The sequence below is a fragment of the Streptosporangium subroseum genome, assembly GCF_900188345.1.
In the GTDB taxonomy this organism is placed as follows: domain Bacteria; phylum Actinomycetota; class Actinomycetes; order Streptosporangiales; family Streptosporangiaceae; genus Streptosporangium; species Streptosporangium subroseum.
Window position 1 is genome coordinate 141,143 of sequence record NZ_FZOD01000013.1, and the last position, 15,295, is coordinate 156,437.

At 70.1% G+C, this 15,295-nt stretch carries 13 protein-coding genes; 5 read left to right on the forward strand and 8 right to left on the reverse strand.

Annotated elements, in window-relative coordinates:
- Positions 1 to 114 precede the first annotated feature (114 nt).
- The 4 genes from CHC08_RS16060 (at position 115) to CHC08_RS16075 (ending at position 3,748) form a co-directional block, all read left to right on the forward strand.
- Positions 115 to 1,002, forward strand: coding sequence for an alpha/beta hydrolase (locus CHC08_RS16060; protein WP_089208074.1), 888 nt, complete (start codon positions 115 to 117; stop codon positions 1,000 to 1,002).
- Positions 1,003 to 1,007: 5 nt separating this feature from the next.
- Positions 1,008 to 2,105, forward strand: a complete 1,098-nt coding sequence (locus CHC08_RS16065) for an N-acetylglucosamine kinase (RefSeq protein ID WP_089208075.1) — start codon at positions 1,008 to 1,010, stop codon at positions 2,103 to 2,105.
- 44 nt (positions 2,106 to 2,149) lie between these two features.
- Positions 2,150 to 2,461: a hypothetical protein gene (locus tag CHC08_RS16070; RefSeq protein WP_089208076.1), complete on the forward strand. Its 312-nt coding sequence runs from the start codon at positions 2,150 to 2,152 to the stop codon at positions 2,459 to 2,461.
- 90 nt (positions 2,462 to 2,551) lie between these two features.
- On the forward strand, positions 2,552 to 3,748 hold the full coding sequence (locus CHC08_RS16075) for a cation:proton antiporter (RefSeq protein WP_089208077.1): 1,197 nt from the start codon (positions 2,552 to 2,554) through the stop codon (positions 3,746 to 3,748).
- A 67-nt stretch (positions 3,749 to 3,815) separates the two neighbouring features.
- Here CHC08_RS16075 and CHC08_RS16080 read toward each other — a convergent pair whose 3' ends face one another.
- A complete protein-coding gene (locus tag CHC08_RS16080; RefSeq protein ID WP_089208078.1) occupies positions 3,816 to 4,703 on the reverse strand; it encodes an NAD(P)-dependent oxidoreductase in 888 nt (295 codons plus the stop codon).
- Between the two features lie 129 nt (positions 4,704 to 4,832).
- Here CHC08_RS16080 and CHC08_RS16085 point away from each other — a divergent pair, with 129 nt between their 5' ends.
- The gene (locus tag CHC08_RS16085; RefSeq protein ID WP_218825325.1) at positions 4,833 to 5,477 is read left to right on the forward strand and encodes a CGNR zinc finger domain-containing protein; all 645 of its coding nucleotides are present in this window, start codon (positions 4,833 to 4,835) and stop codon (positions 5,475 to 5,477) included.
- Between the two features lie 165 nt (positions 5,478 to 5,642).
- Here CHC08_RS16085 and CHC08_RS16090 read toward each other — a convergent pair whose 3' ends face one another.
- The 7 genes from CHC08_RS16090 to CHC08_RS16125 all read right to left on the reverse strand — a co-directional run bounded on the left by CHC08_RS16090 (position 5,643) and on the right by CHC08_RS16125 (position 15,290).
- The gene (locus CHC08_RS16090) at positions 5,643 to 7,523 is read right to left on the reverse strand and encodes a propionyl-CoA synthetase (protein ID WP_089208080.1); all 1,881 of its coding nucleotides are present in this window, start codon (positions 7,521 to 7,523) and stop codon (positions 5,643 to 5,645) included.
- A gap of 84 nt (positions 7,524 to 7,607) precedes the next feature.
- Positions 7,608 to 8,594, reverse strand: coding sequence for a carbohydrate kinase family protein (locus CHC08_RS16095; RefSeq protein WP_089208081.1), 987 nt, complete (start codon positions 8,592 to 8,594; stop codon positions 7,608 to 7,610).
- A gap of 320 nt (positions 8,595 to 8,914) precedes the next feature.
- A complete protein-coding gene (locus CHC08_RS16100; RefSeq protein ID WP_089208082.1) occupies positions 8,915 to 11,713 on the reverse strand; it encodes a PEP/pyruvate-binding domain-containing protein in 2,799 nt (932 codons plus the stop codon).
- Positions 11,685 to 12,185 carry a MarR family winged helix-turn-helix transcriptional regulator gene (locus CHC08_RS16105; RefSeq protein ID WP_245878352.1) on the reverse strand — a complete coding sequence of 167 codons (501 nt, stop codon included), beginning with the start codon at positions 12,183 to 12,185 and terminating at the stop codon, positions 11,685 to 11,687. The genes CHC08_RS16100 and CHC08_RS16105 overlap by 29 nt, the downstream gene beginning before the upstream one ends.
- A gap of 1,484 nt (positions 12,186 to 13,669) precedes the next feature.
- Positions 13,670 to 13,861 (reverse strand): hypothetical protein, encoded by a 192-nt coding sequence (locus CHC08_RS16115; protein ID WP_089208084.1) that lies wholly within the window; start codon positions 13,859 to 13,861, stop codon positions 13,670 to 13,672.
- Between the two features lie 110 nt (positions 13,862 to 13,971).
- Positions 13,972 to 14,403: a cupin domain-containing protein gene (locus tag CHC08_RS16120; RefSeq protein WP_089208085.1), complete on the reverse strand. Its 432-nt coding sequence runs from the start codon at positions 14,401 to 14,403 to the stop codon at positions 13,972 to 13,974.
- A 203-nt stretch (positions 14,404 to 14,606) separates the two neighbouring features.
- On the reverse strand, positions 14,607 to 15,290 hold the full coding sequence (locus CHC08_RS16125; protein ID WP_089208086.1) for a pentapeptide repeat-containing protein: 684 nt from the start codon (positions 15,288 to 15,290) through the stop codon (positions 14,607 to 14,609).
- Positions 15,291 to 15,295: the final 5 nt, after the last annotated feature.

A 15,295-nucleotide genomic window follows, 5' to 3' on the forward strand; every position in this document is an offset into this window, starting at 1 on the left:
CTCCGGTCCCGCCCTCCAGGCGGGGCCGGAGGCATCCGTTTCTGGCCTCCGGTCACCGTGCGCATCGCCGGGTGCTTTTGGCGTCCGGTGCGCAGGCCGTACAGACTTGGGGGTATGTCCGAGAAGGTGAAGTTCACGGTCGACGGCGTCACGCTCGTCGGCGACCTGCGGGTTCCGGCGACGCCGGGTCCGCACCCCGCGCTTGTTCTCACGGGACCGTTCACCGGCACCCGGGACCAGGTCATCGGGCTGTACGCGTCTCGCCTGGCCGGGGCGGGATACGTGACGCTGGCGTTCGACCACCGGAACTGGGGCGAATCCGGCGGCGAACCGCGCTGCCACGAGGACCCGCAGGGCAAACTGCACGACCTGCGGGCCGCCGTCTCGCTGCTCCGCTCGCGGCCCGAGGTGGACGGCGAGCGGATCGGCGCGGTCGGGATCTGTCTCGGCGGGGGCTACGCGCTCAAGTTCGCCGCGTTCGATCCCCGGGTGAAGGTCTTCGCGGGCATCGCCGGGGCCTACAACAACCCCTACGGCATGCGCGCCGGAATGTCGCCGGGCGGTTACCAGGACGCGCTGAGCTCCTTCGCCGGGATACTGGAGCGCCAGGACCTGGGTGGTCCGGTGGAATACCTGCCCGCGGTGGCACAGGAGGGGGAGGCGGCCATGCCGTCCGGAGAACCGTTCGCCTACTACGGCACCTCCAGGGGTGCTTCCGCGCACTGGCGCAACGAGGTGACCAGGGCCTCCGTCCGTGAGCTGATCACCCTGGACAACATGACCGGCGCCGACTTCCTGTCCCCCAAGCCCGGTCTGATCGTGCACGGGGTGGTGGACGGTTTCTGCTCGCCCGAGGGCGCGGAGGAGGCGTACAAGCGGATGGACGGGCCGAAGAAGCTCGTCTGGCTGGACGCCAGGCTGCACATCGACCTCTACGACGCCGAACCGTACGTCACCCAGGCCGTGGAGGCCACGGCCTCCTTCCTCGGCGAACACCTCTGATCGCGATGTTCGTTCTGGGACTGGACGTCGGCGGCACGTCCTCACGCGCGGTTCTGCTCGACGCCTCGGGGCGGCGGGTCGGGTACGGCAGGGCGGCGGGCGGCAACCCGGCCGCCCACGGGACCGAGGTGGCCGCCGCCAACATCGGCAGAGCGCTGGAGCCCGCCCTCCGCGGGATCGACCCCGCCCAGGTGGCAGGGGCGGTCATCGGGATGGCCGGGGCCGGGGCACTGGAGCGGACGGTGTTCGACCTGATGTGGGCCTCGGCCGGGCTGCGCCCCGCCCCACGGTTGACCGGTGACCTGGGCATCGCGTTCGCCGCCGGTACGGCGGAGCCGTGCGGCACCGTGCTCATCGCCGGGACCGGGGCGATCGCCGCCAGGATCGAGGACGGCGAACCGACGGTGATCGCCGACGGGCTCGGCTGGCTGCTGGGGGACGAGGGCTCCGGGTTCTGGCTGGGGCGGGAGGCGGCCCGCGTCGCCGCCCGCGCGCTCAGCCGGGGCGAGGCGGACGGGTGCCTGGTCCGCCTGGTGGCCGGCGCCCTGCGGGACGACGAGTCACCGCCGGACGCCGTGCACGTGACGCGCGGTCCGCGCGGACCGCAAGGCTCTGGGAACGGCGCTCAGGAGGCGCAGGGGCGGTCTCCCGGGAACGGTGAGGTCCTGCGAGGCGGGGTTCCGGAGATCGGTGCCGGGGCCGCCGGAACGCTCGCGGGCATGCGGGCGCTGGCGATCAAGCTGGTGATCGGGGCGCAGTCGCGCCCCCCGCTGGAGCTGGCCAGGCTCGCGCCCCTGGTCAGCCAGGCGGCGGCCGAGGGGGATCCGGCCGCGCTGGAGATCGTGGACACGGCGGCCAGGCTGCTCTGCCGGACGGTGGCCGAGGTGCGCACGGCGGAGGAGAGCGGCCCCGTCGTGCTGTCCGGAAGCGTGCTGACCAGCGAGGGACCGGTGTGCTCCGCCGTACGGGAGCGGCTGGGGGCCTCGACGGTCCTGGCGGGGGACGGGGCAGGGGCGGCGGCGTGGCTTGCGGGCCGGGAGGCGTTCGGCTGGGATCCGGTGACCGCCGCGCGGCTGCACGAGCGGATCGTCTCGGGCGGGTGAACTGGTAAAATGGTAGATAATTCCACCAAGCGTTAGGGTCTGGTTTGTCGCGGAGGGTCGTCGGTACGGTCGCGGCCCTGCTGCTGGCCATATTCGCCGTCCTCTACGCGCCGCTCTCGAAGCCCGCGGACCACCACCCGGTCGCTCCTGACGCCGCGATAATGCTGGCCAGCGGGGTGGGGCTCTCTCCCGCGCATCTCCATCCCGCGACCCACACCCTGCCCCCGCCGGGCCTCGGGCTCGCGCCGCCCGGCACCGGAACGCCGGCCCCACTCCTGTCCTCGGGACGGGGCCCCGTCACGCGGGCCGTGAACGATGACAGCAGTCCCCGAGCGCCTCCGTCAAACGATCTCTGAGATTCGGTTCCCAGGTCACTTGACGGAGGTTTTCCATGTTCCACGAATGTGTGTTCACCCTGCCCGGATTCTCCCTTCGAGGGGGACCTCATGGCGCTGGGTGACGCGCTCGTAGCCCTCGGCGGCTCGTTCCTGGCCGCCGGGATCATCGCCAGGCTCGGCACCCGGATAGGGCTGCCGACCATCCCGCTGTTCATGCTCGCGGGCGTCATCTTCGGCCCGCACACCCCCGGCCTCGCGCTGGTCGAGAACCCGGCGGACCTGAAGGTCATCGCCGCGCTCGGCCTGATCTTCCTGCTGTTCTACCTCGGCCTGGAGTTCTCCCTCGACGACCTGGTCTCGGGGGGCAGGCGGCTGGTGCTGGCCGGAGTCGTCTACATCCTGCTCAACGTCGGCGGCGGTCTGGCCTTCGGATTCGCCGTCGGATGGGGGACCAGGGAGGCGCTGGTGCTGGCCGGGGTGATCGGCATCTCCTCCTCGGCGATCGTGACCAAGCTGCTCGTCGACCTCGGACGCCTCGGCAATCCGGAGAGCCGACTCATCCTCGGCATCATCGTCGTCGAGGACGTCTTCCTCGCGCTCTACCTCGCCGTGCTGCAGCCGGTCCTCAGCGGCGCCGACAACTTCGCCGCCGCCGCGATCTCCTTCGGCAAGGCGTTCGCCTTCCTGCTCGTGCTGACCGCCCTGGCCCGGTGGGGCACCCGGCTGGTCAGCAAGCTGGTGAGCACCAGGGACGACGAGCTCCTCGTGGTGACGTTCACCGGTCTGGCGATCCTCACCGCCGGGGTCGCGGAGGAGTTCGGCGTCTCCGACGCCATCGGCGCCTTCATGATCGGCCTCATTCTGAGCTCGACCAAGGCGGCGCCTCGCATTCGCCGGCTCGTCCACCCGCTCAGGGACGCCTTCGCCGCGCTGTTCTTCTTCGCCTTCGGCCTGTCCATCGAGCCGGGGGACATGCTCTCGGTCGCCTGGCCGATCGTGATCGCGGTGGTGATCACGCTGGTGCTCAACGTCGTGGCCGGCGCGCTGGCCGCGAGGCTGAACTCCTTCGGCACGTTGGAGGCGGTCAACATCGCGCTCACCGTGCTCTCTCGCGGTGAGTTCGCCCTGATCCTGGCGACCATGGCGCTGGCCGCGGGCCTGGACGGCAGGCTCGCCCCGTTCATCGCCGGGTACGTGCTCGTGCTCGCCCTGTTCGGACCGCTGATCGCGAGCCGTTCCGAGCCGATCGCACGGCTGCTCCCCGACTGGGGACGGAAGGCCGAGAAGCGAGAACTCGTGCCCTGAGCGGCCGGGTCCCAGAGTGCTTCGGGGGCCGACCGGGCCGGCGCCCAGGATTTTCGCGCGTTCACGATCAGGAGGCCGGTCGGCCGCCGGTGCGCGCCCGCTGGAGCTCGGCGATGGACGCCCAGTCCTGCTCGGCGCGGCCCGCGGCGATCGCGTCCGCCAGGACGGTGCGCAGAACGTCTCCGACGGGCAGGGCGAGCCGGGCCTGTTCCGCGGCGTCGAGCGCGAGGTTCACATCCTTCAGCCCGAGCGAGGTGGTGAACCCCGCCGGTTCGTAGGAGCGAGAGGCGATGAGGTTGCCATAGCCCGAATACACGGGGCCGGGGAACAGGGCCGAGGTCAGCAACTCGACGAGCGTCGCCGCGTCGACGTCGGCATGTTCGGCGAGGCTGATCGCCTCACCAAGGGATTGGATGGCGGAGGCGACGAGGTAGTTGCCGAGGATCTTCACGATGTTGGCCTGCTCGGGCCGGTCGCCGAGCCGCCAGGTGCGGGTTCCGATGACGTCCAGGAACGGCTGCACCCGGTCGATCAGGGCCGGGTCACCGGCGGCGAGGACGTTGAGAAGACCCGCTTCGGCGACGGGAACACGCCCGAACACCGGGGCGGCGACGTAGCCGACGCCGTGCCGGGCGTGCAGCCGCGCGGCGTGCCGGGCCAGGCCGGTGCTGACGGTCGCGAGGTTGACATGCACCGCGCCCTCCGGCGCGCCCGCCAGAAGGCCGGGATCGAGGAAGACGTCCGTGACGGACCGATCATCGGTCAGCACCGAGAACACCACACCTGACTCAAAGGCCTCCGACACGTTCCGGGCCGGACGCGCGCCTGCCGCAACGAGATCGGCGACCATCTGCGGGCTGCGATTCCACACGGTGACCTCGTGTCCCGCGGTGACCAGATTGCGGGCGACGGGCTTGCCCATCGCGCCGAGGCCGACGACAGCGATCGTACTCATGGGTTCCTCTTCGTAAACGATGGAGCGGGATATCAGGTGCGTGGCCGATCCGGACGCGCGATCAGGGTCGGCCGCTCGGCGGTGCGGACATGTCGACCTTTCGGGTGAACCGTCTTAGATGGTTCAACCATGCCACGGGTGATACCGTCTGTCGAACCGCTTCAGATGGTTCGACAACGAGAGGCGAGCCCGGTTGTGAACGTGTCGATTCCAGGCCAAGGCGCTCGCGAGGTGTTCCGGCTCGACAACGAGACCCTCGCGTTCCGCTTCACCGCGACCGTCGGCTCCCGGCGCGCCGACCCGTTCGAGCGACTCACCACACCGGCGAGGCTTGATCTCTGGCTCGACGCCAACGGACTGCGGCTCGGGTCTAAGACAGCGCGCGCCGCCGACCTCGTGGCGGCGCACGAGCTCCGGGAAGCCATACACCGCGCGGGGAAGGCCATCGCGAACAATCAGAAGCCGGCCCCGGCCGACATCGACACGATCAACGAGGCAGTCCGGCAGGGCAGGGCCTACCTCGAACTCGGCGATGGAAACGCCCGCTGGCGCAGTGACGGCCCCGCTCCCATAGGCGACGCGCTCGCGCTCATCGCTGAGAATGCGATCCAGGTCCTGGGAGGTCAGGATCGTCAGCGCGTGAAGACGTGCGAAGGCCCCGACTGCGGTGGTCTCTATCTCGACACCAGCCGAGGCGGCAACCGGCGGTGGTGCTCCATGAACACCTGCGGCAACAAGGCCAAGAAGGCCGCCATGCGCGTACTACAGGGGTAGATCTCGCTGAGGCGATCGGTTCGCCTGGACACCCTCATACCGGACGGCCCGCACCTGAGGACGGGCGTGCTCGCCCCAGGCGGGTTCGTGCGGATGACGGCATTCGGACGGGTCGTACGGACGACGGCATCCGATGCGGCGGACGGGGGCCGGGTCCGAGGTCTCCTACGGCTTCCGGTGCGGTCCGATGATCGGGCGCAGGACGTCCAGCACCGTCGCGTCCTCGATGGTCGGGGGCGCGGGCTCGTCGGCTCCCTCGGCGATACCGCGCATGGTCTTGCGCAGGATCTTTCCCGACCTGGTCTTCGGCAGCGCGGGGACCACGTCCACCTTCTTGAACGCCGCCACGGCGCCCACCTGATCCCGGACCGCCTGGATCAGCTCGGCCCGCAGGGAGTCGAGGTCGGTCTCCACCCCGCTCTTCAGCACCACGAAGCCGTGAGGGACCTGGCCTTTCAGGGCGTCGGCCACTCCGATCACCGCGCATTCGGCCACCGCCGGATGCGCGGCCAGCACCGCCTCCATCGACCCGGTGGACAGCCGGTGCCCGGCCACGTTGATCACGTCGTCGGTGCGGCCCATCACGAAGAGGTAGCCGTCCTCGTCCAGATAGCCGCCGTCACCGGTCAGATAGTGGCCGGGGAAGGCCGACAGGTAGGACTTGACGTAGCGCTCGTCGTCCTGCCAGAGCGTGGGAAGCGTGCCGGGCGGCAGCGGCAGCCGTACGCAGATCGCGCCCTCCTCGCCCGGGGCGCAGTCGGCGCCCGAGGGGGTGAGCACGCGCACGTCGTAACCGGGGACGGGTACGGTGGGGGAGCCCGCCTTGATCGGCATGGGCTCCAGGCCGCGCAGATTGGCGGCGATGGGCCACCCGGTCTCGGTCTGCCACCAGTGGTCGACGACCGGGACGCCCAGTCTGTCCGACGCCCAGTGGTAGGTGTCGGGGTCCAGGCGCTCTCCGGCGAGGAAGAGCGTCCGCAGTGACGAGATGTCGTGGCCACCGAGCAGGGCCGCGGACGGGTCCTCTCTCTTGATCGCCCGGAACGCGGTCGGCGCGGTGAACAGCGCGCTCACCCCGTGTTCGGCGATCACTCGCCAGAACGCGCCCGCGTCGGGGGTGCCGACCGGCTTGCCCTCGTACAGCAGGGTCGTGGCGCCGAGCAGCAGCGGGCCGTAGACGATGTAGGAGTGGCCGACCACCCAGCCGACGTCGGAGGCCGTCCAGAACACCTCGCCGGGGTGGATGTCGTAAATGTTCGTCATGCTCCACAGCAGCGCCACCGCGTGCCCGCCGTTGTCGCGCACCACGCCCTTCGACCGGCCGGTGGTTCCGCTGGTGTAGAGGATGTAGAGCGGGTCGGTCGCCTTCACCGGGACGCACTCGGCCGGTTCGGCCTCCGCGCTCGCCCAGTCCACGTCCCGGCCGGGCACGAGCTCCGCCGGGGCCTGCTCGCGCTGCAGGATCACGCAGCGCGCGGGCGGGTGTTCGGCCAGCTTCAGGGCGGCGTCCAGCATCGGCTTGTACGGCACGACGCGGGTGGGCTCGATCCCGCAGGAGGCCGAGACGATGACCGTGGGCTGCGCGTCGTCGATCCGGGCCGCCAGCTCCCTGGGCGCGAATCCGCCGAACACCACCGAGTGCACCGCCCCCAGCCGCGCGCACGCCAGCATGGCGATCACCGCCTCCGGGATCATCGGCATGTAGATCACCACCCGATCGCCCCTGCCCACCCCGAGGAGGCGCAGCACCCCGGCGAACCTCGCGACCTCATCGAGCAGTTCGGCGTAGGTGTGCTTCCCCGAGGCGCCGGTGACGGGGCTGTCGTAGATCAGCGCGACCCGGTCGCCGTGACCCGCCTCGACGTGCCGGTCGAGCGCGTTGAAGCAGGTGTTCAGCTCCCCGTCGGGGAACCAGCGGTACAGGGGCGGGTTTCCCGCGTCCAGCACCTGAAGGGGCGCTTTGGTCCAGGTGACCGCCTCGGCGGCCTCGGCCCAGAAGCCCTCGGGGTCGGTGATGCTGCGGGCGAAGGCGTCAGCGTACGGCATCTCGCCATCATCTCCCTTCCCCAACCGCTTGGTCGAGACATCCCTCGGCCAGGTCGTGCGCCGTCTTCCGGACGCTCGGCCGGGTCACACGGTCGGCCGAGGCGCCTCGTCCGCCAGGTCACGCGCCCACGGCGGGTTGGCCCCGGCCACGGAGCAGGTGAGCGCGGCGACCCGGGAGGCGAAGGCGGCGGCGTCCCTGGCCTGGTCGAGGTCGAGATCGCCGAGCCGGCCGCCGAGCCGGCCGGAGGTGTGCAGCCGGTGCAGGAGTCCCGCGGTGAAGGAGTCGCCCGCGCCGACCGTGTCCACCACGTCCGTTGGAGGCGCGGGCACCGTCGCCCGCTCGCCGTCGAGGGAGACGGTCGCGCCCCGGGAGCCGCGAGTGATCACGATCAGGCGGGCGCCCGCGGCGTGCCAGGCGTCGCAGATCCGCTCGAAGGGCTCGTCCGGATGGATCTGCTCAAGGTCGTCGTCGCTCAGCTTGACGATGTCGGCCAGCGCGCACCACCGGGTCATCCGCTCCCGGTAGACGGCCAGATCGACGAACCCGGCGCGCACGTTGGGGTCGATCGAGACGGTGGCGCGGGCGGCGGCCTCGGCCAGGAGCTCCTCGACGGGCTCGGCGCCGGGGGCGCGGACCAGGGCCAGGGAGCCCGTGTGCAGGCAGGAGACGTCGCCGAGCCGCTCGGCGGTCAGCTCCGCCGCGGTCCACTGCCAGTCGGCGGAGCCCTCCGCGTAGAAGGTGTAGACGGCCTGTCCCGACTCGTCCAGGGTGGCCACCGCCAGCGTGCTGGGCTCCTCGGCGGTGACGGAACCGGTCAGATCGACCCCGGAGGCGCCGAGGTGGGCGCGGAACAGGGCGCCGAAGGAGTCGTGGGAGATCCGCCCGAGAAACCGGGCGGAGGTGCCCAGGCGGGCGAGTGCCACCGCGGTGTTCGCGGGGCTGCCGCCGGGCAGGACGCGCAGGGCGAGCTCGCCCTGCGAGGTGCTTCCCGGCCCGGCCTGCGAAGGGCTTCCCGAGACGAAGGCGTCGGCGACGCACTCGCCGAGCACGGCGACCTGGCTGCGGGGCATGTGGCTGCCTTTCTGAACGGTCCGACAGGAGGCACTCGTCGGCATCGCCGATCTGAACGGTCTGACAGGAGGCGCTCGTCGGCCTCGCCGACCCGTCACGGCGATTGTCGCAGGCACGGGGTCCGAACCGTTGCCGCGCCGGACCGGTTGAGCACGAGGGCCCACTCCGTCACCGGATGTTCAGGGCGGACGCCCCGTCCTTCGGGCCGGGGAGGCTTCGAGGTCGCCCGGCCGGTGAACCGCGAACCGGCAGGCCCGGCTGGAAGATCGAGTGCTGGAATCCCCGGGTTTCACAGCGGGTTTCACAGCCGGAGAGGACGTCAGGGTACGGCTGTGATCACGGCGCCCGAGGTGCCGTCGACGGTGATCGTCTGGCCGGTGACGATCTGGTCGATCGCATGGGCCACGCCGACGACCGCCGGAATGCCGTACTCACGGGCGACCACCGCGCCGTGGGAGTTGGCGCCGCCCATCTCCATCACCAGGCCGCCCGCGGTGAGGAACAGCGGGGTCCAGCCGGGGTCGGTGGAGGGGCAGACCAGGATCTCGCCGGGCTCCAGATGGGCGCCGATCGGGTCGAGGACCACCCGGGCGACTCCGGTGACGCGGCCCGCGGAGGCCGGGGTTCCGGTCAGCGCGCCGTCCACCGGCGCCTGCGTGGCGACGGCCTCCGGTTCGGTGCCGTCCGACAGCATGACGCGGGGCACATGCCTGCGGCGGAGCTCCCGGGCGGCGTCCCGGTGCCGTTCGGAGACGAGCGCGCGCAGTGCGGTGGGGCCGGAGGTGGAGTCGAGGGCGGCCCTGACCTCGCCGAAGGTCAGGAAGAAGATGTCGTCGGGCGAGGAGAGCAGGTCGCGGGCGGTCAGATCGGCGCCGATGATCCTCAGCTCGGCGCGCAGGGCCGCCAGCGCGGTCACCAGGTAGTACTTGGGCAGTTCGCGGAGGCCGGCCAGGGCCCGTGTCCGGCCCAGGGCGAAGCGGACGGTCCGGCCGCGGAGGCCCCCCGCGCGGGAGCTCAGAGTCTTGATCATGAGAGCGGCCTCGGCGGCACCCTTGGTGAACAGGGCGTCGGGGGACAGCGCCGGGTCCTCCAGCCGGAGATAGTTGGCCAGGACGCCGATGATGTGCGTCGGGTCCTCCGACCAGCGCGGCACCCCGAAATCGATCTCGGCGACCGCGCGACCGCCGTAGACGGACAGGAACTCCCTCAGGCCCCGATCCACCACGCCGGGCAGCGACCCGTCGTGGAAGTGCTTGACGAGCTCGGCGGCGGGAGCGCTCAGCAGCAGCGACGTGGCGGTCTCGTCCTTGCGGATCCGTTCGGCCAGGTGCCACAGGGCCAGGTCCATCTCGGTGGTCACGTTGTGCGGGAGCCCCCGCAGGACGGTCTGGAGCTCGCCGGGGCGGGCGCGGTCGCCGAGAAGGCGGAAGGCCAGGCCGAGCATGGCGAACCCGGCCGCCGCCCCCGGAAAGATCTCCGGCAGCACCGGGATGACCTGGGTGCCCAGCACCCGTTCGACGCGGTCGAGCCGCTCCAGGGACGTGGCGTTCGCCGGGGAGACCAGCCGTTCGCGCAGAGCCGACCCCACTTGGTCCACGTGCCTGTGCGCCGACTCGGGCTTCAACAGGGCGTGTAGGGCGCGGGGCGGGATCCGGAAGCGGACCCCGAGCCTGACGAGCCGGCGCAGGGTGGGGCGCACGGAGCGCTGGGTCACGCTGAACCGCGGGTCGGTGAACAGGCCGCGCAGGACCTTGGCGGACCTGGCCTCCATCACGTCGAGCACCCTGGGGAAGAGCGCCCGGCCCACCTTGCCGCGGACCAGCCCGGTGGCGTCGATGAACAATCGCCCGCCCGCCTCGGCGAACAGCGGAGCCCCGGACAACCGGTCGGGCACCGAAGCTCCCAGCAGCCCGGCGGCGGACGAGGACAGCAGCCGGAAGGCCGACATGCCCATCGGGGTGATCGGCGCGTAGAGCCCCTGGGCCACGCTGAAGCAGAAGTAGATTCGGATGTCCTCGGAGGCGACGGATCCCGCCGCGCCGCTGGGGACGGCACGGGCATCGGTGATCCCGCGCGTCGCCCCTCCCTCCGGCGCGGAACCGAGCCCGATCGGGTGGTCTCCTCCGGTGGGTCCGGTGGGTCCGGTGGGTCCGGTGGGTCCGGCGGGTCCGGCGTGCCGGGGGATCGGGAAGAGGGTGGTGATCGGGCGTGACTGGGTCAGCCACAGGGTGCCGTCGGCGTCGATGGCCCACTCGGTGTCCTGCGGGGATCCGTAGTGGTCCTCGACCTGGCGGCCCAGGTCGGCCAGCGCCCCGACCTGGGCATCCGTCACACAGGCCTCCTCCATCGGGGCCTCGACGTGCTCGACGCCGCCGCCTTCCAGGGACCGTACGGCCAGCCGCTTGTCGCCGAGCCGTCGTTCGGTGATCCGCCCGGTGGCGGTGTCCACCACGAAGTGGTCGGGGTTGACCGCGCCGGAGACCACGGCCTCGCCGAGGCCGGGGCCGGCGTCGATCACCGCCTCGCGGCGCCGCCCGGTGACCGGGTTGGCGGTGAACATCACTCCGGCGACCTCTGACTGGACCATCTCCTGGATGACCACGGCCAGCCGCACCGTGTGGTGATCGACGCCGTTCGCGGCGCGGTAGGCGACGGCCCGGTCGGTCCAGAGCGAGGCCCAGCAGCGCCGGACCGCGTCGAGCACGGCGTCGGCGCCGATCACGTTGAGGTAGGTGTCCTGCTGCCCGGCGAAGCTGGCGTGCGGCAGGTCCTCGGCGGTGGCGGAGGAGCGGACCGCGACGGGACCGTGCGCGCTTTGCCGTACGGCGTCGGCGATGTCGTCCGGGACCGGCGCGGAGAGCACCAGGCCGCGGGCCCGTGCGGCCAGCGCGTTCAGGGCCGTGATGTCCCGGGCGGGCGTCGCGGCCAGCATCGTGAGCACGTCTTCCAGACCGGCCCGCTCGGTGATCCGGCGATAGGCCTCGGTGGTGACGCACAGACCGGGGGGAACGGGGAGGCCGGCGGTGGTGAGCACGCCGAGGTTGGCGGCCTTGCCGCCGACGAGGGGCAGCAGGTCCGCCCCGATGTCATCAAATTTCAGGATGAGTGGGATGGACATGGGGGCGTCTCCTTGAGGCTTCGCCGAGCAGCGCCATCGCCCGGGTCACGAGCTCGCGTTCTTCGGCGGTCAGATGGGCCATGACTTCCAGCTGGGCGTCGGCCCTGGCACGCTCGAACTCCCGCAGAAAACCCGTGCCGCGCTTGGTGAGGGCGATCCGCCGGGCACGGCGGTCATCGGGGTCCTCGTGCCGGTCGACCAGGCCTCGCCGTACGAGCTGGTCGACCAGGCGACTGGTGGCGGAGACCGATCGGTCGATGCGTTCGGCGAGTTCGCGGAGCGTCGGGGCGGAGGGGTGATCGAGGACGTAGAGCGTGGCGATCTGGATCACGGAGGGCTCGTCACCCTCGAATCCGCGCAGCAGGTGGAGCAGGAAGCCGGGGATCAGGGCTCGCCGGAAGTCGCCGATGTCGTCGGCCAGGCGATCGCGTTCCGCGCTGACCGCCGGGGTCTCGGGGTCCATCGGATCCATCGGACAACTCCTTGCATCACTGCAACTAGTGCGTGTCTGCAACGTTAATCTGAACCGACGGGGAAGTCAACAAGTGATGAAATTAGACCATAGGTCTCGAGCGGACTCAGGCGGACCGAAGCTGTCACGGGGTGTCGAGAGCGGTAAGGCGGCCGTCCTGCCATCTGCCGCGAGGGCGGTGAGGAGAACGCGGCTGTCGCTGGACGGCGGGAGATGACACTCGGAAACGGATGGTGGGAGACGACATCCGGAAACGGTGCGGCGACGGCACCGACCGTGATGAGGCCGGCGCCGTCGCCGTGGCAATGAGATGCGCGTTTGAAACCGATGCGGAACCGGTCCCGCTAGCCGCCCCACCCGAGAAGCCAAACCTGCCCGTTCGCGCCATAGCGATTCTGCTGCCACGGGTTTATCCGAGCGGAGCACGCGCCTGTGTACGGATTATAAGACGTGCAGAAACGCCATCGATCTGTGACGTCCCAGATGTTCCAGCCGACCCCGTAGCTCTGGTTGTTCTGGCAGCTTTCATACCTGTAGGTAGGCCAGCTCGTGCTCCCGGTGCAGCTTGCCGAGGTGTACGTGACCCAACTGCCGTCACCGCACCATGTGTGGGAAGCGGTCCCCGTGATATTGGCGGCTCCATATCCCGCCTCCAGATACCAGCAGCCTGACGCGAATCTCCCCGCACTGACCTTTGAGGGCCTCTTGGCCGGGGCGAGGATGTTCCCGGCGAGTTTGCCCTGTGAGGCGTCGGCCAGAGTGGGAGGTGTTTCCTTCTGGCGGGACATGTCGATGTATTTGTCCAGCCCCCTCTTCCGGATCTCATCGGCCGTCAGGGCGCGGGCCCTTGGCACGGAGGGTGGTTCTGTCACCGAGGGCTGAGGGGGAGGCGGGGGGCCCGGAACGTTCGGCTGCGGGAAGGAGAAACCTCCGAGGCCGAGGACGGCGGCCGCTGCGAAGGCGCAGCCGGCCGTGGTTCGGATGAATTGTCGCTTCGATGGCATGAGCCACGCTCCTATGCGAAATGGTGCAGCACGGGCGGGGCTCGCGGTCATTCCCGGCCGTGATGCGATCTTGACAGCATGGGAACTTATATATTTTCTTTCTGTGTTGTGAAGAATTTTGTCTTCGAGAAGGCAAATGAAAATTTCCTATCTTTATGGCCAAGGAGCTTGAATTGCTTCGAGGTCCGTGGTGCCAGACCACTCGTCTGGTCGCCGGAGCGCATCATCTCCGTTATGCGACGGTGGATATCGATAGGGTGATGTGTTTTCTTCTGGCCACCTCGCGCATATTTTCCGCGCATTCCGCGAGAGACCACGCTTCGGGTGGTCGCGACAAAATTGTGTGCGGCTGAGAAATCCGCCACGGTCCAATCCGGCGGAAAACGGGGTCTTTCTCGACGGTGACGGCGAGGGTGTCGCCGTCGAACGGGTTCTGCGTGGCCGGCCGTTTGGCGGCGAGGTTCCGGGGGCCCGGACGGGTCAGGAGCCGGGAGCGGGGAAGGGCGGGGCGAGACTCCACACCCGTACCGTCTCGTCGCGGCTGCCGCTGACGGCGACGGGAAAACCGCCGACCAGGCCGACGGCGACGGCCCAGACGCGGTCGGTGTGTCCGGTGAGCCGGTCGCCGCGTACACCATCGTGCACGTCCAGCTGAAGATGTCGGCGCTGCACCCGGGCGACTCGTCGGTGAACTGAGATTGCCCTCGAACCGCTGGAAGACGTTGCCGGGCGGGGGCCTCGGTGTCAGTGATCCGGTCGACGGTGAGGGGACCACCTTCGAGCTACTGGAAGACGCAGCCGGGGTTGGGGACGTCTTCGGCCAGCGGGCTTTTCGCCGGGTTCACGTAGAGGACGTCGAGCACGAGCGGCGTGGAGCCGAGGTTGCGGCCGACGTGGACGTGATCGGCCCCGCTGGACTCGACGAACGTGCTGCCGACGCCGTAGGTCTGGGTCTTTGTGCAGCTGGGGCCGGTGTGGGTGAGGGCGCCCTGCTTCACCAGCACGTGGAGCGTCCCGTCGTGGTAGTGCCAGCCGGTGCTCCCGCCGGGCTTGATGGTGATCTCCCGCAGGATGTAATCCTTTCCGGCCACGGTCTTCTGAGCGATGGTCTTGCCGGTGACCCCGATATCCGGAGTGGCGATCGCGATCCCCGGAGACAGGGAAAGGCCGATGGCGGTCGCACCCGCGAGCGCGATCCGATGTGCAGTGCGCATGTGCTTTCCTTTCGAGCAGCCGAGAGGCGACTGAGAGGTGGCACCGGTGTGCCGATCGCGAACGGCGGTTCATTCCGGGCCGTGCGATCGGCGGGTCCGTGCCGAGCATTCGTGCGGGAGCGGTGTTCACGGTGCGTGACACCTGCCCCACCCTGAAGGTACAACACCTGCTCAGGACGGGGACGCGGTGGAGGGCGAATCGCCTACTCCTCGATGGTGATCCCCATCGCGCTCGCCAGGCTGTAGACCAGCCCCTGTGCGTCCTGACTCTTGATGATCACGCCCCTGAGGCTGGTCACCCCGCCGATTTTCAGCAGCACGCAGTCGGCGAACCGGGCGCCTTCCATCTGCGCCCCGGAGAACTGGGCCTCCGTCAGGTTGCAGCGCTCGAACCGGACCCCCCTCAGATCCGCGTTCTGGAAGTTGATCTCCGGCATGGCGCAGTCGCGGAAGACGACGTTCTTGAACGTCGAGAACCGGAACGCGGTCAGGTCGGCGCGGCAGGAGTCGAACGTCACGTCCTTGAACCCGCACTCCGACCAGGTCATGCCGGTCAACCGGCTGGCGGACACCAGGGTGCGGTGCATCGAGGCCGACCTGGCCGCCATGCCGGACAGGTCGCAGCGCTCCAACTCCACGTTGGAGAAGCCGCCCCGGCGCATCTTCGTCCCCGAGAACCGCGTGTCGACGAAGCGGCAGGTCTCGAACTCGACCGCGTCCGCGTCGCGGGACGACAGGTCGGACCCCCTGAACTCCAGCGACCGATACACCCCGTCGTCCTCGAGATCGCGCTCAAGGAGCCCCGCGGTGGGGAGCGACGCCCCCATTTTGGGGGCGAGGGGCTCTTTCAAACGCTGCGGCCGAGCGGGGGAGGTGCGAGAGGACATGCAGC